This window comes from Brevibacterium sp. HMSC07C04 (genome assembly GCF_001815905.1).
Lineage (GTDB): Bacteria > Actinomycetota > Actinomycetes > Actinomycetales > Brevibacteriaceae > Brevibacterium.
This window is the reverse complement of sequence record NZ_KV823250.1, coordinates 88,897-106,366: the sequence shown is the minus strand read 5'-3', so window position 1 is coordinate 106,366 and position 17,470 is coordinate 88,897. Positions and strand designations below refer to the sequence as shown.

General features: G+C 64.1%; 17 protein-coding genes. 4 read left to right on the top strand and 13 right to left on the bottom strand.

The window, feature by feature from the left end:
* Positions 1-36: 36 nt before the first annotated feature.
* Positions 37-894: a 16S rRNA (adenine(1518)-N(6)/adenine(1519)-N(6))-dimethyltransferase RsmA gene (gene rsmA / locus HMPREF3162_RS04035; protein ID WP_070574560.1), complete on the bottom strand. Its 858-nt coding sequence runs from the start codon at positions 892-894 to the stop codon at positions 37-39.
* Positions 895-913: 19 nt separating this feature from the next.
* Between rsmA and HMPREF3162_RS04030 the strand changes: the two genes are divergently transcribed.
* Positions 914-2,131 carry a class I SAM-dependent methyltransferase gene (locus HMPREF3162_RS04030; RefSeq protein WP_070776982.1) on the top strand — a complete coding sequence of 406 codons (1,218 nt, stop codon included), beginning with the start codon at positions 914-916 and terminating at the stop codon, positions 2,129-2,131.
* Between the two features lie 131 nt (positions 2,132-2,262).
* Here HMPREF3162_RS04030 and HMPREF3162_RS04025 read toward each other — a convergent pair whose 3' ends face one another.
* Positions 2,263-3,900, bottom strand: a complete 1,638-nt coding sequence (locus HMPREF3162_RS04025) for a glycoside hydrolase family 3 protein (protein ID WP_070776981.1) — start codon at positions 3,898-3,900, stop codon at positions 2,263-2,265.
* A 53-nt stretch (positions 3,901-3,953) separates the two neighbouring features.
* Between HMPREF3162_RS04025 and HMPREF3162_RS04020 the strand changes: the two genes are divergently transcribed.
* Together HMPREF3162_RS04020 and HMPREF3162_RS04015 are read left to right on the top strand one after the other, a co-directional pair.
* Positions 3,954-4,784 (top strand): sulfurtransferase, encoded by an 831-nt coding sequence (locus HMPREF3162_RS04020; protein ID WP_070776980.1) that lies wholly within the window; start codon positions 3,954-3,956, stop codon positions 4,782-4,784.
* A gap of 49 nt (positions 4,785-4,833) precedes the next feature.
* The gene (locus HMPREF3162_RS04015) at positions 4,834-5,973 is read left to right on the top strand and encodes a glutamate--cysteine ligase (protein ID WP_070776979.1); all 1,140 of its coding nucleotides are present in this window, start codon (positions 4,834-4,836) and stop codon (positions 5,971-5,973) included.
* Positions 5,974-6,042: 69 nt separating this feature from the next.
* On the opposite strand, the gene HMPREF3162_RS04010 is transcribed toward HMPREF3162_RS04015, so the two are convergent.
* Genes HMPREF3162_RS04010 through glmS form a run of 10 tightly spaced genes read right to left on the bottom strand, consistent with a single transcriptional unit; the run spans position 6,043 to position 15,282 of the window.
* Complete coding sequence (locus HMPREF3162_RS04010) at positions 6,043-6,576, bottom strand: NUDIX domain-containing protein (protein WP_083318902.1); 534 nt, start codon at positions 6,574-6,576, stop codon at positions 6,043-6,045.
* Positions 6,566-7,666, bottom strand: coding sequence for a tRNA (adenosine(37)-N6)-threonylcarbamoyltransferase complex transferase subunit TsaD (gene tsaD / locus HMPREF3162_RS04005; protein ID WP_070776978.1), 1,101 nt, complete (start codon positions 7,664-7,666; stop codon positions 6,566-6,568). Before tsaD ends, HMPREF3162_RS04010 begins: the two co-directional genes overlap by 11 nt.
* The gene (locus tag HMPREF3162_RS04000) at positions 7,659-8,261 is read right to left on the bottom strand and encodes an SRPBCC family protein (protein WP_070776977.1); all 603 of its coding nucleotides are present in this window, start codon (positions 8,259-8,261) and stop codon (positions 7,659-7,661) included. Before HMPREF3162_RS04000 ends, tsaD begins: the two co-directional genes overlap by 8 nt.
* On the bottom strand, positions 8,258-8,710 hold the full coding sequence (gene rimI / locus HMPREF3162_RS03995; protein ID WP_070777022.1) for a ribosomal protein S18-alanine N-acetyltransferase: 453 nt from the start codon (positions 8,708-8,710) through the stop codon (positions 8,258-8,260). The genes HMPREF3162_RS04000 and rimI overlap by 4 nt, the downstream gene beginning before the upstream one ends.
* A gap of 13 nt (positions 8,711-8,723) precedes the next feature.
* On the bottom strand, positions 8,724-9,530 hold the full coding sequence (tsaB, locus tag HMPREF3162_RS03990) for a tRNA (adenosine(37)-N6)-threonylcarbamoyltransferase complex dimerization subunit type 1 TsaB (protein ID WP_176747335.1): 807 nt from the start codon (positions 9,528-9,530) through the stop codon (positions 8,724-8,726).
* The gene (gene tsaE, locus HMPREF3162_RS03985) at positions 9,527-10,018 is read right to left on the bottom strand and encodes a tRNA (adenosine(37)-N6)-threonylcarbamoyltransferase complex ATPase subunit type 1 TsaE (protein ID WP_070574574.1); all 492 of its coding nucleotides are present in this window, start codon (positions 10,016-10,018) and stop codon (positions 9,527-9,529) included. The genes tsaB and tsaE overlap by 4 nt, the downstream gene beginning before the upstream one ends.
* Positions 10,015-11,319 carry an alanine racemase gene (alr, locus tag HMPREF3162_RS03980; protein ID WP_083318899.1) on the bottom strand — a complete coding sequence of 435 codons (1,305 nt, stop codon included), beginning with the start codon at positions 11,317-11,319 and terminating at the stop codon, positions 10,015-10,017. The genes tsaE and alr overlap by 4 nt, the downstream gene beginning before the upstream one ends.
* 9 nt (positions 11,320-11,328) lie before the next feature.
* On the bottom strand, positions 11,329-12,789 hold the full coding sequence (locus tag HMPREF3162_RS03975; protein WP_070776976.1) for a bifunctional ADP-dependent NAD(P)H-hydrate dehydratase/NAD(P)H-hydrate epimerase: 1,461 nt from the start codon (positions 12,787-12,789) through the stop codon (positions 11,329-11,331).
* Positions 12,790-12,849: 60 nt separating this feature from the next.
* Positions 12,850-13,380 (bottom strand): holo-ACP synthase, encoded by a 531-nt coding sequence (locus tag HMPREF3162_RS03970; protein WP_070776975.1) that lies wholly within the window; start codon positions 13,378-13,380, stop codon positions 12,850-12,852.
* Between the two features lie 36 nt (positions 13,381-13,416).
* The gene (gene glmS / locus HMPREF3162_RS03965) at positions 13,417-15,282 is read right to left on the bottom strand and encodes a glutamine--fructose-6-phosphate transaminase (isomerizing) (RefSeq protein ID WP_070776974.1); all 1,866 of its coding nucleotides are present in this window, start codon (positions 15,280-15,282) and stop codon (positions 13,417-13,419) included.
* A gap of 87 nt (positions 15,283-15,369) precedes the next feature.
* Here glmS and coaA point away from each other — a divergent pair, with 87 nt between their 5' ends.
* The gene (gene coaA / locus HMPREF3162_RS03960) at positions 15,370-16,428 is read left to right on the top strand and encodes a type I pantothenate kinase (protein ID WP_070574582.1); all 1,059 of its coding nucleotides are present in this window, start codon (positions 15,370-15,372) and stop codon (positions 16,426-16,428) included.
* Positions 16,429-16,496: 68 nt separating this feature from the next.
* On the opposite strand, the gene HMPREF3162_RS03955 is transcribed toward coaA, so the two are convergent.
* Positions 16,497-17,330, bottom strand: a complete 834-nt coding sequence (locus tag HMPREF3162_RS03955; protein ID WP_070776973.1) for a MetQ/NlpA family ABC transporter substrate-binding protein — start codon at positions 17,328-17,330, stop codon at positions 16,497-16,499.
* Between the last annotated feature and the right edge of the window lie 140 nt (positions 17,331-17,470).

The following is a 17,470-nucleotide window of genomic DNA, read 5'->3' as shown; positions in this document are numbered from 1 at the left end:
TTCTCAGCGAAGCCGGGCTCTATCAGGTGTGCACGGTCAGGACTGTGCTTCTGCGCGGGCGAGCGCAATGAAGTCCTCGATCGCGAGTGTTTCACCACGCGCCTGCGGGCTGATGCCCGCAGCTTCGAGGATCTTCTGGGCGGGCTCTCCCCCGCCGAAAACACCGCTGAGGGCGGCACGCAGGGTTTTGCGGCGCTGCGCAAAGGCCGCGTCGATGAGTGCGAAGACTCGGCTGCGCTCAACCTCGTCGGCCCCCGGCAGCGGCTGTGCGTGGCGGACGATTCGCACAAGCCCCGAACCGATGTTCGGGGCCGGCCAGAAGACGTTCTTCCCGATGTCAGAGCCTCGCGATACCGTTCCGTACCACTGAGCTTTGAGGCTGGGCACTCCGTAGACTCTGCTGCCGGGACGGGCAGCAAGCCTGTCGGCAACTTCGGCCTGCACCATCACCAGCACATTTTCAATCGAGGGAAACTGGGCCAGAAAGTGCAGAAGCACCGGGACGGCCACGTTGTACGGCAGGTTCGCTGCGAGTGCCCGCGGCTGTCGCGGCAGTTCGGTCACGTGCAGGGCATCGCCGACCACCAGGTCGAACGCGGCGTCGGGACCGTGGAATTCCTCGATCGTGCGCGGCAGCCGGGAGGCCAAGAGCTCATCGAGTTCGACGGCGACAACCGGGTGACCAGCCTCCAGCAGACCCAGAGTGAGCGAACCCAAGCCGGGCCCCACCTCGGCAACGGTGATGCCGGGCGCCAACTGGGCTTCGGCAATAATCATGCGCACCGTGTTGGGGTCGATCACGAAGTTCTGGCCGCGCTGTTTGGTGGGGCGCAGTCGAAGTTCCGCAGCGATCTCGCGCACAGTGCGGGCGGTCAGGAGGGTAGTCACATTCATAGCCTATAGGCTCGAAGGCATGGACCCTCAGACTGCCGCTGCCCTGCTCGACCCTGATGTGCTGGCTGTTCTCGACTCAATCGAGTACAGCCCTTCTGCTGAAATGCAGATTCAGCAGCGACTGCGCAAACAAGGACTGTCACCGGATGTCGTGGCCGCCGTTATGACACAGGCGCAGCTGCGGATCGAGGCGCGTGCCAAATTCGGGCCGTTTGCCGATTCCATGCTGTTCACCCGCGACGGCCTGGGGCAGGCCACCCGCCTGCCGGTTGCGGCGATGCACGCCAAGCGCATCCACAGGGGCAAACCTCAGCTGATTGCCGATCTTGGCTGCGGGATCGGGGCTGATGCTCTTGCCTTCGCCGGTGTTGGCGCAGCTTCCGTGTACGCCTGCGATTCCGACGAGGTCACTGCCGCGCTCGCCGCATACAACCTGCGGCCGTTTGACGCGATTGCCGAGCACGCCCGCGCGGAGGACTTCAACCTTGATCGGGCTGACGCCCTGTGGCTGGATCCTGCCCGACGCAGCGGGAAGAACGCGGACGGTTCGGCATTCCGCCTATCGCACCCGGAGGCTTTTTCGCCGCGGCTGTCATGGGCTTTGGCCGCGGCCGAGCGTGTGCCCAGTGTCGGCATCAAGCTCGGCCCCGCTTTGAGTCACGGTCTCGTGCCTGCCGGTTGGGAGGCTCAGTGGACTTCGCACATGGGCGATGTTGTCGAGGTTGCGCTGTTTCGCGGTCACGCGCAGGAACGCGAGGGACGAGCGGCCCTCATCATGGGCGAAGAAGGATCGCTCACGGTAACGGAAGCCGATCTTCCCTCCGCCGAGGTGGAAGTCGCCTCCGTCGGCGACTACCTGTTCGAACCGGACGGGGCGGTTATTCGGTCCGGCCTCGTTCAAGCGCTGTGCGCCCCGCTGGGTGCGCACAGGATTCATGAGTCGATTGCGTACCTGTCCGGGGACCGCCCTGCCGAAGGGCCTGCCGCCCAGGCGGTTTCGCAGTACCGGGTGGAGGACATTCTGCCCACCGGAATCAGGTCCCTGCGCGGTGCGCTGACGCAGCGCGGAATCACCCAGGTGGTCGTCAAGAAGCGCGGCATGGACATTGATCCCGCTCAGGTTCAGCGCCAGCTGAAACTCGAACCGGCGGGCAAGGGCCAGCCGTCTGAATCTGCGGTCGTCATCTTCACCCGGGTGGGCGAACAGCGCTGCGCCATCCTCGCCCGCGAATGTTGAAGCGCGTGGCGAGCGCATTACCGCCCGGCTGCCCAGCCAGCTTCGCGCTTTAATGCAGGTTCACGCGCTAATGCGGCGCATTTAAGGGTGAAAACGCATTACAGCGTGCATCCGCGCCGACGGGCATCCGGCTAACCGCACTTGGGCGGTTTCAGACCCGAAACGGAGACCGGCAGCCGCGCGGAGGCTTCAAGTTTGCCTGCCAGATAGGCGGCGACGGCGTTCATGGCGTATTTGCTGTCGGCATAGGTCGCCAAAACCGTGTCGGCATTCCTCGCTGCGGGTGCGACATTCCACGGCCCGCCCATGCCGACGACAACATCCGCTCCGCCGCCGGAAGAGCTGTCGGTCCCATCAACCAACCGCACGCGCGTACCCCCATCGGCCGTAATACCGTGTTTCTTCAGCGCCTTCTTCAGAGCCTCAGCAGCAGCTGACTGTCCGGAAATCGAAACGCTTTTCGCCGGTTCAGCCGAACAGCTGCCAGCAAGAACCGTGAGAGATTCGCGTCCGACCTCGCTGAAGATCTCGTCCGCCGATTTCTTGTCAGCTTTGCCGTTTCCAGCACCTTCGTCCCCACCTTCAGCGCTGTCACCACCACCGTGCGCTCTCTGCTGCCACAGGCTCATGGCAACAACGCGCTGCGCTTTGGCCTGCATGTCTTCAGCCGACAGTTCACCTGAGTCCATAGCCTTTTTCACAGCTTGCACGGCCGCCTCCAGATCAGGTGGCATGAGAGCAAGGTCCGCTCCGGCTTTCAGTGCTTCGACGGTTTCCTCACCAGCGGGAACACCGTTGGTGATGGCTCCCATATTGAGCCCGTCGGTCACCGCGACCCCTGAAAAGCCAAGGTCGTCCCGCAGCGCGTCATACACTTTCGGATTCAGCGAGGCAGGCTTGTCACCGGCCCTGGCAACCCGCATATGGCCCACCAGAACAGAGGGCACACCGGCCTTGATCGCCGCTTCGAACGGCTGCCATTCGGTGTCGCTGTATTCTTCCAGCGTCTTCTTCGATTCGGGCAGGTCGATATGCGAGTCAACCGTCAGCTGCCCGTGGCCGGGAAAGTGCTTGGCGCTCGAGGCAATGCCCGCTTTCTGATATCCCGTCACGGCCGACTCAACAGCAGCCGAAACCGTCTTCTGACTGTCCCCGGCCGCGCGAACATTGACCGCCGGGTCTTTCTTCCCCAGGGTGACATCAGCCACCGGAGCCCAGTTGACCGTGAAGCCCAGATCGGCCAACTGCCCACCCTGCACGGTCATGGCCTGTTCAGTCAGCTCGGGCTCGCCGGCTGCACCGAAGGCCATGAGAGGAGGAAAGCTGTACGCAGCGGATTCGAGCCTGGCGACTGGGCCGCCTTCTTGGTCCACGCTCAGCTGCACGGGCCATGCGCGCTCACCCGCAGCTTTGCGCAGTGTTGCCGTGTAGTTCTTGACCTGCTCGGGCGTCGTGCCGTCGGGCAGGTTGTAGCCCATGATGATGACACCGGACAGACTGTGCTTTTTGATCATCTTCCCGGCCGCAGCGGGATCTGCACCGTCGTATGTGCCCATGATGGTTGCGCCGACCAGCTGGTCATCGCTCATGTTTTCGACGATCTTGCGGGCCTTGCGCAGATCGTCCTCGCTGACCCCTGACGAGGCGGAGGAGGGTTCTTCTGCAGTGCTCGGTCCCGCTGGGGTCGGTGTGGGCTGGTTCGGCCCCGAGCACCCTGCAAGAACCATGACGCCGGCGGTCAGTGCGGAGAGGAATCGAAACGCGCGCATCTGTGAGAGTGTAGTGGGAATGGCTGTTGTCCGTATGAACGAAGGATTGCCGTATGTCGCTCATCACCGCCGATGCGCTCAAAGCCGCTCTTGCAGACGCAGACTCTGCACACCGATTCGTCATCCTCGACGTCCGCTGGACCCTGCAGAAGCCCAACGGGTTACACGACTACGCGGCCGGACACATTCCCGGGGCTCAGTATGCAGACCTTGACACGCAGCTGTCGGGAACATCGGATGATCCCACTCTGGGCCGCCACCCGCTGCCGGATGCCGCTGACCTGCAGGAAGCTGTCCGCGGCTGGGGCATCACCCCGGATTCGACCGTCGTCGTCTATGACGACAACAGCTCTTTGGGTGCCGCCCGCGGCTGGTGGATTCTGCGGTGGGCGGGTCTTGATGACGTGCGCATCCTCGACGGCGGGCTGAACGCCTGGAAGGTCGCCGGAGGTGGGCTTTCGACCGAAAGTCCGCAGCCGAAGCCCTCCGACATCACGATCACCACCGGTGCGATGCCGACTGTGGATGCAGACCAGGCCGCGGCAACGGCGGCACTCGGCACACTGCTCGACGCCCGACCGTCGGCTCGCTTCCGCGGTGAAGACGATTCCATGGATCCGCGCGCAGGCCACATTCCCGGTGCTCTCAACCGCCCGGCCTCCGACAACTACCGCGGGGGCGCACTCCTGCCGAAGCACGAACTCGCAGCCCAGTTCGCCGAGCTCGGTGCTGACAGCGGCGGTGTCGTCGCCTACTGCGGTTCCGGTGTGACTGCCTGCAGCAACATCTTCGCCCTCGAACAGATCGGCGTGCACGCGGCCCTGTACTCCCCCAGTTGGTCGGGCTGGTCGGCAGATGAGTCCCGCCCCACGGCAAAGGGCTGAGGGCCGCAGCTGACCCGGTGTTACCTGCCGGTTGGTTTAGGATGACCGCATGCTTTCTTTTGCCTCGTCCGCTCAGTCGACACTGGGAGCGGAATGGGAACTTGCGATCGTCGATGCCGAAGACTTCGCTTTGGCCTCCCGCGCGCCTGAAGTCCTCGAGGCTCTCAAAGCTGACGGCAACGAGAACTTCCAGGGCAAGATCGTGGGCGAAATGCTCACCAACACCCTCGAAATCGTCAGCGGAGTGCAGGCCGAGGTAGCCGGTATCACAGCTGACCTGAGCGAAACTCTCGACTATCTGCGCAGCATCCTGGCGCCTCGCGGGCTCGACGTTCTTTCCGCGGGCACGCACCCCTTCTCCCCGTGGTGGGAACAGGAAGTCACGCCCGCCTACCGCTACGAAGAGCTGGTCAACCGCACCCAGTGGTGGGGCAGGCAGATGCTGATCTTCGGTGTGCACACCCACGTGGGCATCGCGAATCGCGATCACGTCATGCCGATTGTCCGGGCCCTCATGGCCTATGTGCCGCACTTGGAAGCCGTCAGCGCATCCAGCCCCTACTGGGCCGGTCATGACACCCAGTACGCGTCGAACCGCGCCATGCTCTTCCAGCAGCTGCCCACTGCGGGTCTGCCCTTCCAGCTGAAGAACTGGGGTGAATACGAAGACTACATCGGCGACATGCTGCACACCGGCGTGGTCGATTCGATCAACGAAATCCGCTGGGACATTCGCCCAGCACCCGGCTGGGGCACCGTCGAGGTCCGCGTGTGCGACGGCATTCCGACACTCGCGGAACTTGCCGCCGTCACAGCTTTTGTCCAGTGCCTTGTCCACGACATGTCGCAGAGGCTGGATCGGGGCGAAAAGCTCAACTTCCTGCCGGACTGGTTCCACCGTGAAAACAAGTGGCGTTCAGCTCGCTACGGCATGGACACGATCATCATTGAAAACGCCGCCTGCGACGAACGGCTGGTCACCGATGTCATAGCTGACGAGGTGGAGCGACTGGCCCCGATCGCCCAGGAACTCGGGTGCTCGGCTGAACTGGAGTCAATGCTGAACTTTGCCCGCGTGGGAGCCTCTTACCAGCGGCAGAAGAAGCTGTTCGAGGAAACCGGCCGCATAGAAGACGTGGCTGGTCTGCTGGCTGCGGAAATGCGCGCTGGCAAGCCCGCCGGGTGGTAATAGCTCAGGCAGACGCTGCGCCGCGGCAGTGCTGCGGGCAGAAAAAGCAGGGCTGCAAGCGCTGAGTCCTCACTGTGCCGAATGCTGGCGCAGCACCTGCTCCAGTTCCGGCCATGCGGCCGCGAATCCCGGGTGAAGTTCGTATTCGGGGACTTCTTCCACCGGCACCCACCGCAGTTCAATGCTTTCAGCGTCCGCCACGCGCTCTTCGAGCCTCTGCGTAACCTGCGTGATGACGGTCGTGTAGGCCCAGCCTTCTTTGTCGACCCGGTATTCGCCGATGACTGTAATGCCTTCACCGCCTGGTCCGGGCACACCGGTTTCCTCCCAACATTCGCGAATGGCACCCTGCTGGGGTGTTTCGCCTTCGTCGAGCGCACCGCCGGGAATGCCCCACGTGCCGCCCTGGGCTGACCACACGGCACGGTGCTGCAGCAGCACCCCTCGGTCGGGGTCATGAATGAGCAGACCGGCTGCGCCGAACAGGCCCCAGAAGCGTCCCTGCGGGGTTTCCACCCAGCCGTCACCGGCGCGGCGCTGCTGCCGCAGGTGCTCTTCCGGTGGGCGTGCATCGCGAGCGCTGGCAGGACCTTCAGACGACAACCTGGTCGACCTCCAATGAACTTGTCACTCCGAAATCCGGTGCTGAGGGCTGTTTTCCGCGGGCAACCACATGTGCGCCCAGGGCTGCCATCATCGCCCCGTTGTCAGTGCACAGGCTCAGCGGAGGGATGAGCAGGGAAATGCCTTCGTCGGCACACCGCTGGCTCAGTCGTTCGCGCAGGCGGCCGTTGGCGGCGACTCCCCCGCCCAGAAGCACCCGGTTGATGCCGGTGTCTTTGCAGGCCAAAAGTGTTTTGCGCACAAGAACATCGACCACGGCCTCCTCAAACGACGCGGCGATATCAGCCAGGCGCACGCGCTGGGATTCCGGTTTGGCCTTTTCGGCTTCAACAGCCCGCAACGCCGCGGTTTTCAGACCGGAGAACGAAAACGCGTATCGGCGTTCGGGGTCGCGCAGGTCTTTTGCCGTCATGAGTCCGCGCGGGAACTTCACCGCCGTCGGATTGGCCACCGCACCATCGTCGAAACCACCCGCGGCGGCCTTGGAAATGTTCGGCCCACCCGGATAGTCCAGCCCCAGCAGGCGGGCAGTCTTGTCGAACGCCTCACCGGCAGCATCGTCGATTGTCGAGCCCAAAAGTTCAATCCCGTCCACCAGGTCGGTGATCTTGAGGATTTCCGTGTGCCCGCCCGACACGAGCAGCGCGATAGTCGGCAGTTCAAGACCGAAGCCGGGCTCCGCCTCGTCAGAGGCAGCGTCCAGGGTTGCCGCAGCAACGTGACCGGCCAGGTGATTGAGCCCGTACAGGGGTTTTCCGGTCGCAGCGGCTAGGCCCTTTGCAGCACTCACCCCCACCATGAGCGCCCCGGACAGTCCCGGGCCGGCGGTTACACACACAGCGTCAATGTCATCCAGGCTCACCCCCGCGGTCTGCAGGGCCTTGGTGAGTGTCGGAGCGAACGCCTGCACGTGGGCACGCGATGCGACTTCCGGCACCACCCCGCCGAAGCGGACGTGTTCATCCATGGACGACGCCACGGTGTTCGCCAGCAGCGTGCGACCGCGCACAATGCCGACCCCGGTTTCATCGCATGAAGTCTCAATGCCCAGGATGAGCGGCTCAGTCATCGCTGCTGTCATCGCCTTCCGGAACCTGGGCAGAGCCAGACTTCACGCTGTCCGCTCCGAATTCCGCGACCGCCAGTTCGGTGTAGCGGGCGTACAGTGCAGCTTCGCTTTCAGACGCTGTCAGATCGGCGTCGCCGAAGGTCCCGGCCAGCAGCCGCAGGTGCGTATCCCACACCGGCCCCACCTGTGGGATCAGCTGCGCGGCCTCTGCGTCTGACGCGTACGTGTGGGCTGCCGTGACTGTGACTCCGGGCTGCCCTGCGAGGGCTTGTGTCAGGCGCAGGCTGATGCGGCCCAGTCCGCCGAGTTCCACCAGCACGTGCTCGTCTTCCACACAGGATAGAACGTGGGCGTTCAGGGGACTTCCCTCGAAATCGAACTCGATTTCGGTGACATCTGAGGCTTCGCTGACAGCCGAGGTGCCCTCGCCCTGATCGGCGTCTTCACCTTGAACCGGGCGGAATGGAGCGAACCACAGTGCGCACTCCATGGGGCTGGTGACGCGCTTCCACACGGTGTGAATATCGGCGCTGATGGTTGTGCTCAGCACAAGGTCGGTGCCGTCTTCCCAATGTGTGATGGATGCCGAAATCATGTGCACAAGCCTAGCAACGACGCCCGCATGACCAGCGCGTCCGCGCCCCTGTAATAGCCGGGCCTGGTGTGCAGAACGACAAAGCCAAGCGACTCGTACAGGCCCAGTGCTGCCGTGTTGTCGCTGCGCACTTCAAGGTACACCGCTTCGACCCCGCGGGCGCGGGCAGTGTCCAGGAGGGATTGCAGGAGAAGACGACCGGCGCCTCGACCCCGGATGTTGGGGTGGGTGGCGATTGTGAGGATCTCGGCTTCTCTGCCGCTGATGCTCAGTCCGGCAAAACCGGCCAGACCATCTTCGGCGTAGGCTGCGGCGAGAAACACGGAGGGGCTTGCCGCCTGCGTCCAGAAGAAGTCTTCACTCCAGGCGTCAGGGCCGAAGATCTCCCGGTCCATACGGGCCGCGGTGGGAATGTCCCACCACTGCAGCGGGCTGAGGCTGACGGTCATAGCGGCGGGCTGATCAGCGGCCGGGCAGCGGTTTGGCATCTGGTTCGCGCAGGTACAGCGGGATGGGATCCAGCTGCTGGCGGCCCGCGGCTTCTGTGCGCGCGGCTATCCGGGCGATATCAGATGCCAGCGCGTCGGTCGGAAAGCGCGGATCGGGTGGCCCGAGAACATCAGCGTAGAGCTCAAAGCCAGCGCCGATGCGCAAGAGGGCGGGCCCTATTGGGTTCGGCTCTGCGAGGCTGTGTTCGGTGGGGCTGTGTTCGGTGGGGTCGGCATGCCCGGAGTCACCGTCAGCAGCTGCGCCCAGGCCCTTGAGTTTGGCCAAATCAGCAGGTTTGGCGACGTCCGGGCCAGCAGCCAGCATCGGCAGGCCGGCCTCGTCGAGTCCTGCGTATTCAGCCCAGTAGACCTCACGGCGGCGGGCGTCTGAGGCCACGAGAAGCCGCACGTCGCCAACGGCTTCGCCAGCGCGGCGCAGCTGTTCGTACACCGCGAGCGCCAGACCGTCGTGGGAACGCACACCCACTGTGGGAAGCCCGCGCCCCACGGCGAAGCCCAAGCCGGAGGCAATGCCTGCGCGCATACCGGTAAACGGTGCTGGCCCCACGCCGACGGCCACGAGTTCGGGTTCTGGCGCCTGCTGCAGCACATCGGTCAGCGCCGGTCCTAAAAGTTCAGCGTGGCGACGCGCCCGCGACTGCGCCCATTCGACTTCAGTCCGGTCATCGGCGACAACGGCAACAGAAGCGGCGGACGATGTATCGAGGGCAACGACCACGGGGGGCTTGGGCTGGGCTTCGCCGGTGTTCCGGGCAGTCACTTCATGGCCTCCTTCACACGTGCCAGACGGGGTGCCCAGGAATCGCCGAAGCCCTGCAGAACAGCCTCGCGCTGACCGGATTCCGGGTCGGCGGAATCGGGCCTGGTCAGGGTGATCTCCAGGTGGTCGTCCGCCAGGGATTCAGCCACGCCCGCACCCCATTCGACGACCGTGACGACTTCGTGCTGTTCAGAGTCGAGGTCGAGGTCATCGAGTTCGGCAGCGTCTTCCAGCCGGTAGGCATCAACGTGGACGAGGCCGGGACCGTCGCCTGCCGGCGGGTGCTCCCTGGCGATGATGAAGGTCGGTGAGGACACGCGCCCGCGAACGTTGAGGTGCACAGCCAGTGACTGCGTGAACGTGGTTTTTCCCGCCCCGAGCCCGCCGGTGAGGATGATGAGGTCCCCGGCGCGCAGCTGCGGCGCCAGTGCAGCGGCGAGTTCAGCCGTACGGGCTTGGTTGCGCAGCTCGATGTCGATGCGGCTCACGCGCGCTCCCCGCTTTCGTCGGCATCGCCTGCCTCGGCACCGGAATCACCGACAGCGCGCCCGGTCATGATCCGCTCAACGCGACTGCCGATGCCGGTGACGATTTCGTAGTTGATGGTCCCACCCCACGCGCCCCAGTCAGCCGCCGTGGGCTCACCGGACTCGCCGGGGCCGAAGATGGTGACTTCGTCGCCAACGCCCACATCCGAGTCCAGGCCGACTTCCACCACAATCTGGTCCATCGCGATTCGGCCCACCTGCCGGTACTGGCGTCCGCCAATGAAAACGCGCGCGGCATTGGATGCAGACCGCGGCAGACCGTCAGCGTAGCCGCCGGCCACGAGCGCAAAGCGGGTGTCGGCTTCACACGTGTAGGTCAGTCCGTAGCTGGCGTGACTTCCGCGGGCTACGTCTTTGAGCGCTACGACCTGGGATTTCAGCGTCATGGCCGGACGCAGTCCAAGGCTTTCCGGGCTGCTGCCCGCGAAGGGGCTGAGCCCATAGACTGCCAGTCCGGTCCGCACGGCGCGCGCGGTCAGTGTGTCCGGTCCCGTGCCGATTGTCAGCGCGGCGGGCGAATTCGACGCGTGGACGATGAGTTCGTCCTCTTCGCCGAGCTCTGGTTGGGACAGCAGGAAACCGCGCAGCTTCGCGATCTCCTCGGTGAAGATGCTGTACTGGTGGTCGGTGAACTCGCTGCCCGGCTCGTCGGCAACTGCCAGGTGGGTCATTGCGCCGACGATTCTCAGGCCCGCGCGAACACCGTCGTCCATCTGGGCGACTTCGCGCAGGAAGCCGTCAAGCTGGTGTTCGGTCATACCGCCCCGGCCCAGCCCGGAGTCGATTTTGATATGGATGCGCAGCGGATTGTCTGTACACTGCCGGGCTGCTTGGGCAAGGTGCGGCAGCTGTTCGGCAGCGGTGATTCCCACTTCGATGTTCTTCTCAGCAAGTTGGGCGAAGTCCACGCCGATGGGCATCAGCCAGCACAGAACAGCAGTGTCTTCTGCTCCTGTGAGCCCCTCGGCGGCCAGGCGCTCTAAAAGGTCGCGCACCTGCAGGGCTTCGGGCACTGTGGCCGTGCCGATTCTGCGAATGCCGGCTTCGACCAGGACGGGAACGACCCCCGTGATGCCGTGGCCGTAGGCGTCGGCTTTGACTACCGGAATGACACCGGCTTCGCCCGCGTGTTCGCGCAGCACCGCAAGGTTGGTGCGGATGGCGTCACGGTCGATGTGCGCCGTCAGCAGCGATGGCCCGTAAGCCGTGGTGGGCAGAAGTTGCGATGACGATGGGGACACGCCTCGATCCTAACGCCCCCGAGCTTTGAGCACAGCCTGCTCCACAGCCTGCGGCAGGCCGGAGGCGTGGACGGCGGTCTTGCCCGCCCTCCCATGGAGCAGAACGGCAGCCGCGGCGGTCACGGCCGTCGTACCGGGGTCGAGGCGCCCTTTGGCTGCCGCTCTTTCTGCCAGGAACGCTGCGAGCACCCCCGTGAGCACGTCCCCTGAGCCTGCTGTCGCAAGGTTGGCTGAACCGGCTTGGGGCAGGTGGACGGTGCCGTCGGGTTCGGCAATGACGCTGCGGTGGCCCTTGAGCAGAACGACCGCGTCGAGTTCTTCGGCGGCAGCGCGAGCCCAGTGCAGCTGGTCCTGTTCGATCTGGGCCCGCTGCACGCTGTGCCCGCGTGCTGTGAGAAGCCTTTCGAGTTCCCCGGCGTGCGGTGTGATGATGCTGCCTGTCGGCAGGTGTTCGGGCAGATGGTCCAGGGCGCCCGCATCGGCAATGACCGGCTCCCCGCTTGCGAACACGGCTTCAGTCCTGTCGCTGCTGGGGCTGCCAGGGCCAACGGCCCACACTTGGACGCGCCCGTCGGCTGCAACGGCTTCTGGAACCTCGGCTGCAACGGCGGACCGCAGCTGAGCATCCCCGGTGATCCGCACCATTCCGGCACCTGCGGCCACCGCAGCGCTGGTGCACAGAACGGCAGCACCGGGATAGTCAGCGGAACCAGCGCAGATGCCCGCAACACCTCGGGTGTACTTGTGGTCCTCCCCCGTCGGCGCTTTGACGAGTTCGCGCAGATCATCCCTTCTGTACACCCACGCATCCGGCACGGTATCTGAGAAATCCAGGCCGATGGGCGCAAGCACAACGCGGCCGGCAGCGGAAGCGCCAGCACCCGTGAACAGGCCGGTTTTGAGGCCGCCGAAGGTGACCGTCCAATCAGCCTGCACGGCAGCCTGTGCGCTGCGTCCGGTCGATGCGTCAATGCCCGTGGGCACGTCGACCGCCACTGTGATCTGCCCCTCCGCACGGGCCGAACTGGCCTGCCACACGCACAGCAGCTGCACAATGTCCTCCGGCAGCTGGGGTTTGGCGCCGGTGCCGAATATCCCGTCGACAACCAGATCAGCCGCTCCCAGGTGGCCCGGCGCCTCGGCGATTTCAGCCTGCCGGCAACCAGCGCTCAGGGCGGCAGCAAGGCCCTCCCGGTGGGGTGTGCCGAGGGTGTGCAGGAGGGTGACGGCAACACCGCGGCGAGCGAGGTCAGCCGCGGCGAACAGAGCGTCCCCGCCGTTGTTGCCCGGGCCGGTGAGAACAGCTGCGCGCCGACCGTAGACGGTGCCGCCGCCTAAGCGCAGCACTCGGCGACACACGGCCGCCAACTGACCCGCGGCCCGACGCATGAGCCTGTCGCCTTCACCGGCTTCCAAAAGCGGAGCTTCGGCCTGGCGGATCTGCTCACCGGTGTACGCGGGGCGGGGCATGGTGTTTCCTGTTCTGTTCGAGCTGGGGGCAATGCGCGGGGTGACTCGGTTTCTGCTGGTTCAGCCGGGGTTGTTCCGGCGGGCTTCCTCCCGCATCCGATTGCGCTCTTGCCGCCTGAGTGCGACATCGGCGCGGAACTGGGCGAGCGCACGGTCGTGCTCTTCTGTTCCCGGCAGCGGCGGGGCCGGCTGGTCGACAGGCGGGGACAGTGACGGTCCGCTGCCTTCGACAATGACGTAGGTGATTGTGCGGTCCCCGTCGTGGGTGATCGACAGGTGCACGTGCTCACCTCCGCGCTGGCAGAACATCTCCAACACCCAACCGCTCAAACGGAAAGACGGGGCACCGGAGAAGGCCGACACCACCTCGGCCTCCTGCCACGGAATGATCTGCGGGAACTGCAGAGCCTTGACCAGGGCCTCTTTTGCCGAGAACCGGGCGGCGAGGCTTTCCGGGCTGCGCCGCCTTCCGTTCTTCTTCAGCTGCTCGGCAGGAGTCAGCAGGCGGTCCAGGAGTTCGGGCACCCGCTCAATGTGCTCCTGGAAGCGGGGAACGTCGGCAATATCAACGCCGATGCCGATGATGCCCACGGCTCTGTCCTCCTCTATGCGGCTCTGTCCGACCGTTTATTCGACCGTGACGGATTTCGCGAGGTTGCGCGGCTGGTCGACATCCAGGCCCTTGGCCTGAGCCAGTTCCATAGCGAAGATCTGCAGCGGCACCGTAGTCAGCAGGGGTGCCAGCAGCGTGGTGGTGTTGGGCACGTAGATGACTTCGGAGGCGTACTCGCGCACTGCTTCGTCACCCTGTTCGGCAATGACGATCGTGTTGGCTCCGCGAGCCCGGACCTCCTGAATATTGGAGACGACCTTCGAGTGCAGCGAATCCCTGCCGAAGCGGCTGGGCACGATGATGATGACAACCTGGCCCTCGTCGATCAGCGCGATGGGACCATGCTTGAGTTCGCCCGCGGCGAAGCCCTCGGCGTGAATATAGGCGAGCTCTTTGAGTTTGAGCGCGCCTTCCATGGCCACGGGGAAGCCCACGTGGCGGCCCAGGAACAGCACGGACGGGGTTTCGGCCAGGCGCTTGGCCAGGTCGGTGATCTGCTGGGAGTCGTCATCCAAAAGCTGCTGGACCTTGCCCGGAATGTTCTGCAGTTCGTCCAGGATCAGCTGGATTTCGTCGCGGTACTTGTTGCCGCGCAGCTGTGCCAGATACAGACCCAGCAGGTAGCAGGCGACAATCTGAGAAAGGAACGCTTTGGTGGAGGCCACTGCGATTTCGGGGCCCGCGTGCGTGTAAAGAACGGCATCGGATTCGCGCGGAATGGTCGAACCGTAGGTGTTGCAGATGGCAACCACCTTCGCGCCCTGGTGGCGGGCGTGGCGCAGGGCCATGATGGTGTCCATCGTTTCGCCGGACTGCGAAATCGCGACGACGAGGGTCTTCTCCGACACGATCGGGTCGCGGTAGCGGAATTCGTGGGCCAGTTCGACTTCTACCGGGATGCGGCACCAGTGCTCGATCGCGTATTTGGCGACCTGACCGGCGTAGGCGGCCGTGCCGCAGGCCACGACGATGATCTTGTCAACGGATTTCAGCACGGATTCGTCAATCCGCATTTCGTCGAGGGTGAGGCGCCCGTCGGTGTCGAAGCGGCCCAGGAGCGTATCGGCGACTGCCTGCGGCTGGTCGTGGATTTCCTTTTCCATGAACGACGTGAATCCGCCCTTGTCCACAGTTGCCGGATCCCAGTCGATCTCATACTCGGTGCCTTCGACCGGGTTGCCGTCGAAGTCCATAATGTCGACTGAATCAGCTGTGATGGTGACGACTTCGTCCTGGCCGATCTCAACGGCGCGGCGGGTGTAGTCGATGAACGCGGCAACATCCGAACCCAGGTAGTTGGCGTCCTCACCCAGGCCGATGACCAGCGGCGAATTGCGGCGGGCGGCGACAACCGTTCCGGGTTTGTCAGCGTGGACGGCCAGCAGGGTAAAAGCACCTTCAAGCTCGTTAGAAGTCCGCCGCATGGCTTCGGTGAGGTCACCGGTTTCGCGGTAGTTCTTGGCCAGCTGGTGCGCTGCGACTTCCGTGTCGGTTTCAGATGCGAATTCGACGCCGTCTTTCAGCAGGCGCTCTTTGAGTGAGGCGTAGTTTTCGACGATTCCGTTGTGGATCAGCGCCAGACGGCCGTCATCGGCCAGGTGGGGGTGCGCGTTTTCGTCAGTCGGTGCCCCGTGGGTTGCCCAGCGGGTGTGGCCGATGCCGGTTGCGGCTTTCGGCAGCGGGTGTTCGGCAAGCTCAGCTTTGAGATTGTCCAGCTTCCCGGCCTTTTTCGCTGATGCCAGCTGGCCGGTCTCGGTCACGAATGCAACGCCCGCGGAATCATAGCCGCGGTACTCCATTCGCTTGAGGCCTCCGACTGTGACGTCTTCAGCGGTGATCTGGGCGTTCGGGTTTCCAACGAATCCAACAATTCCACACATAGACCTCAATATTAACGCGCGGTTGTGCCTTAAGCTGGAATTCCCTGTCTGGGGGATCGCTGAGCGAAACGAGGATCTGCATCACCTATGGAACACAACGACGCCGCTACGTCCGTTCGATCCAGCGACCTCGATCCCGCGCGGCTGCTTGCCGGACTGCGCCCGCACCAGAAGTCGGGCAGCCAGTCCGTCTCATCGCCCTTCTGGCGCTTTGACCGCACAACGTGGTCAGAACTTGCCCAGGCCACTCCCCTGCCGCTGACGGCCGAGGATGTTGAGCGGCTGCGCGGCAAGGGCGAGCGCATGGACACCACGGAGATCGAAGAGATCTACCTGCCTCTGTCGCGCCTGCTCAACCTGTATGTTTCAGCACGCCGCAAAAAGCACAGGCTCACGCGGGAGTTCTTTGCTCCGCTGCGCGCCAGCGGCCACGACCCCGCCCCACAGCACATCCCGTTTGTCATCGGCGTGGCCGGTTCAGTGGCTGTCGGCAAGTCCACCACCGCGCGAGTTCTGCGCGAAATGATGGCCCGGTGGCCGGATACCCCGCAGGTTGAGCTCGTCACCACCGACGGATTCCTCTTTCCCAATGCCGAACTGGCACGCCGGGGTCTGACATCCCGGAAGGGCTTTCCGGAATCCTACGACCGGCGGGCGCTCATGCGCTTCCTCGCCACCGTCAAGTCCGGTGCGGGCGAAGCTCGCGCCCCCGTGTATTCGCACCACACCTACGACATTGTTCCCGGTGCTGAGATCACGGTGCGCTCACCGGATGTTCTGATTGTCGAAGGGCTCAACGTCCTGCAGCCGCCCAGGCCGCGCGCCGATGGGAAAGTGGGAATGTCGGTCAGCGACTACTTCGATTTCTCCGTCTACGTCGATGCGGCACCCGGTGATATCCGCCAGTGGTACATCGACCGGTTCATGGAGCTGAAGTCAGGTGCTTTCACTCAGCCGGATTCGTACTTCCACCGCTATTCAGAGTTGACAGAAGACGAAGCGCTCACCCTTGCCGGGGAGATTTGGGACTCCATCAACTCTCCCAATCTGCGTGAGAACGTTGCGCCGTCGCGCGGTCGGGCCGATCTGATTCTGACGAAGTCGGCTGACCATTCAGTACGCCGGATCCAGCTGCGCAAACTGTAGTCAGCCTGCAGTGCTGGACCCGGCGTCTGGTGGGTCTTACAGGGCCTGAGCCCTTGCGGATGGGTGGATCAGAAAGCGGGGAGCACCGCGCCGTCGGTCCACTTGTCTTCGATGAACTTCTTCACTTCCGGTGAGTGCAGCAGTTCGTCGAGCTTCTTGATGGCTTCGTTGTCCTGGTCGCCTTCGCGGACTGCGAGGAAGTTCGCGTAGGGGTTGTCTTCAGCCGATTCGACGAGCACCGAGTCCTTGGTGGGCGACAGTCCGGCTTCCAGGGCGTTGTTGCCGTTGATGATCGAAGCATCGGTGTCTTCCAAGGTGCGCGACAGCTGTGCTGCGTCGGCTTCCTTGAATTCGAGCTTCTTCGGGTTGTCCTTGATGTCCTTGATTGTGGCGGTGGTTGCGTCCTTGCCGTCAGCGAGGCTGATAACGCCTTCCTTGGCAAGCATTTCGAGTGCGCGGCCCTGGTTGGCGGGGTCGTTGTTGATGCCGATGGTGCCGCCGTCGGGAAGTTCGTCAACCGACTCCACCTTCTTGGAGAACAGTGCGATCGGTTCGATGTGCACGCCTTCGAAACCGTGGATCTTGTAGCCCTGGCCTTCGACTTCCTCGTCCAGGTACGGCTTGTGCTGGAAGTAGTTGGCGTCGAGGTCGCCGTCGACGAGCGCACGGTTGGGCAGCGCGTAGTCGGTGTACTCCTTGATCTCGATGTCAAGGCCGGCTTCTTCAGCCAGGTTTTCGTCGACGTAGCGCAGAATGTCACCGTGTGGGACGGGCGAAACGCCGACGGTCAGCTTGGTGATATCGCCGTTCTTCTGGCCGACCTCCTGGTCTCCTCCGCCTGCACCGCAGCCGGTGAGAACCAGGCTTGCGGCAGCGACGATAGCTGCGATGCGCAGTTTCATATGTGCAGTCCTTCTATGCGAATTGTTCAGTTATTGTCGTCACCTTCTCACTGTGCGGAAACGCATTGCCCGTGTTTCGTCATAAACCTCCACATGACGAGGCGGAGCCGGACTGCCGCTGAGAGACAGCCCAGCCCGGA

Bases quoted from the DNA above. Each gene is read 5' to 3' on its own strand.
- rsmA (WP_070574560.1), bottom strand. From the start codon at position 894: ATGAATGTGACTACCCTCCTGACCGCCCGCACTGTGCGCGAGATCGCT.
- HMPREF3162_RS03975 (WP_070776976.1), bottom strand. From the start codon at position 12,789: ATGCCCCGCCCCGCGTACACCGGTGAGCAGATCCGCCAGGCCGAAGCT.
- HMPREF3162_RS04025 (WP_070776981.1), bottom strand. From the start codon at position 3,900: ATGCGCGCGTTTCGATTCCTCTCCGCACTGACCGCCGGCGTCATGGTT.
- coaA (WP_070574582.1), top strand. From the start codon at position 15,370: ATGGAACACAACGACGCCGCTACGTCCGTTCGATCCAGCGACCTCGAT.
- tsaD (WP_070776978.1), bottom strand. From the start codon at position 7,666: ATGACTGAGCCGCTCATCCTGGGCATTGAGACTTCATGCGATGAAACC.
- rimI (WP_070777022.1), bottom strand. From the start codon at position 8,710: ATGACCGTCAGCCTCAGCCCGCTGCAGTGGTGGGACATTCCCACCGCG.
- glmS (WP_070776974.1), bottom strand. From the start codon at position 15,282: ATGTGTGGAATTGTTGGATTCGTTGGAAACCCGAACGCCCAGATCACC.
- HMPREF3162_RS04030 (WP_070776982.1), top strand. From the start codon at position 914: ATGGACCCTCAGACTGCCGCTGCCCTGCTCGACCCTGATGTGCTGGCT.
- HMPREF3162_RS04000 (WP_070776977.1), bottom strand. From the start codon at position 8,261: ATGATTTCGGCATCCATCACACATTGGGAAGACGGCACCGACCTTGTG.
- HMPREF3162_RS04020 (WP_070776980.1), top strand. From the start codon at position 3,954: ATGTCGCTCATCACCGCCGATGCGCTCAAAGCCGCTCTTGCAGACGCA.
- HMPREF3162_RS03955 (WP_070776973.1), bottom strand. From the start codon at position 17,330: ATGAAACTGCGCATCGCAGCTATCGTCGCTGCCGCAAGCCTGGTTCTC.
- HMPREF3162_RS04015 (WP_070776979.1), top strand. From the start codon at position 4,834: ATGCTTTCTTTTGCCTCGTCCGCTCAGTCGACACTGGGAGCGGAATGG.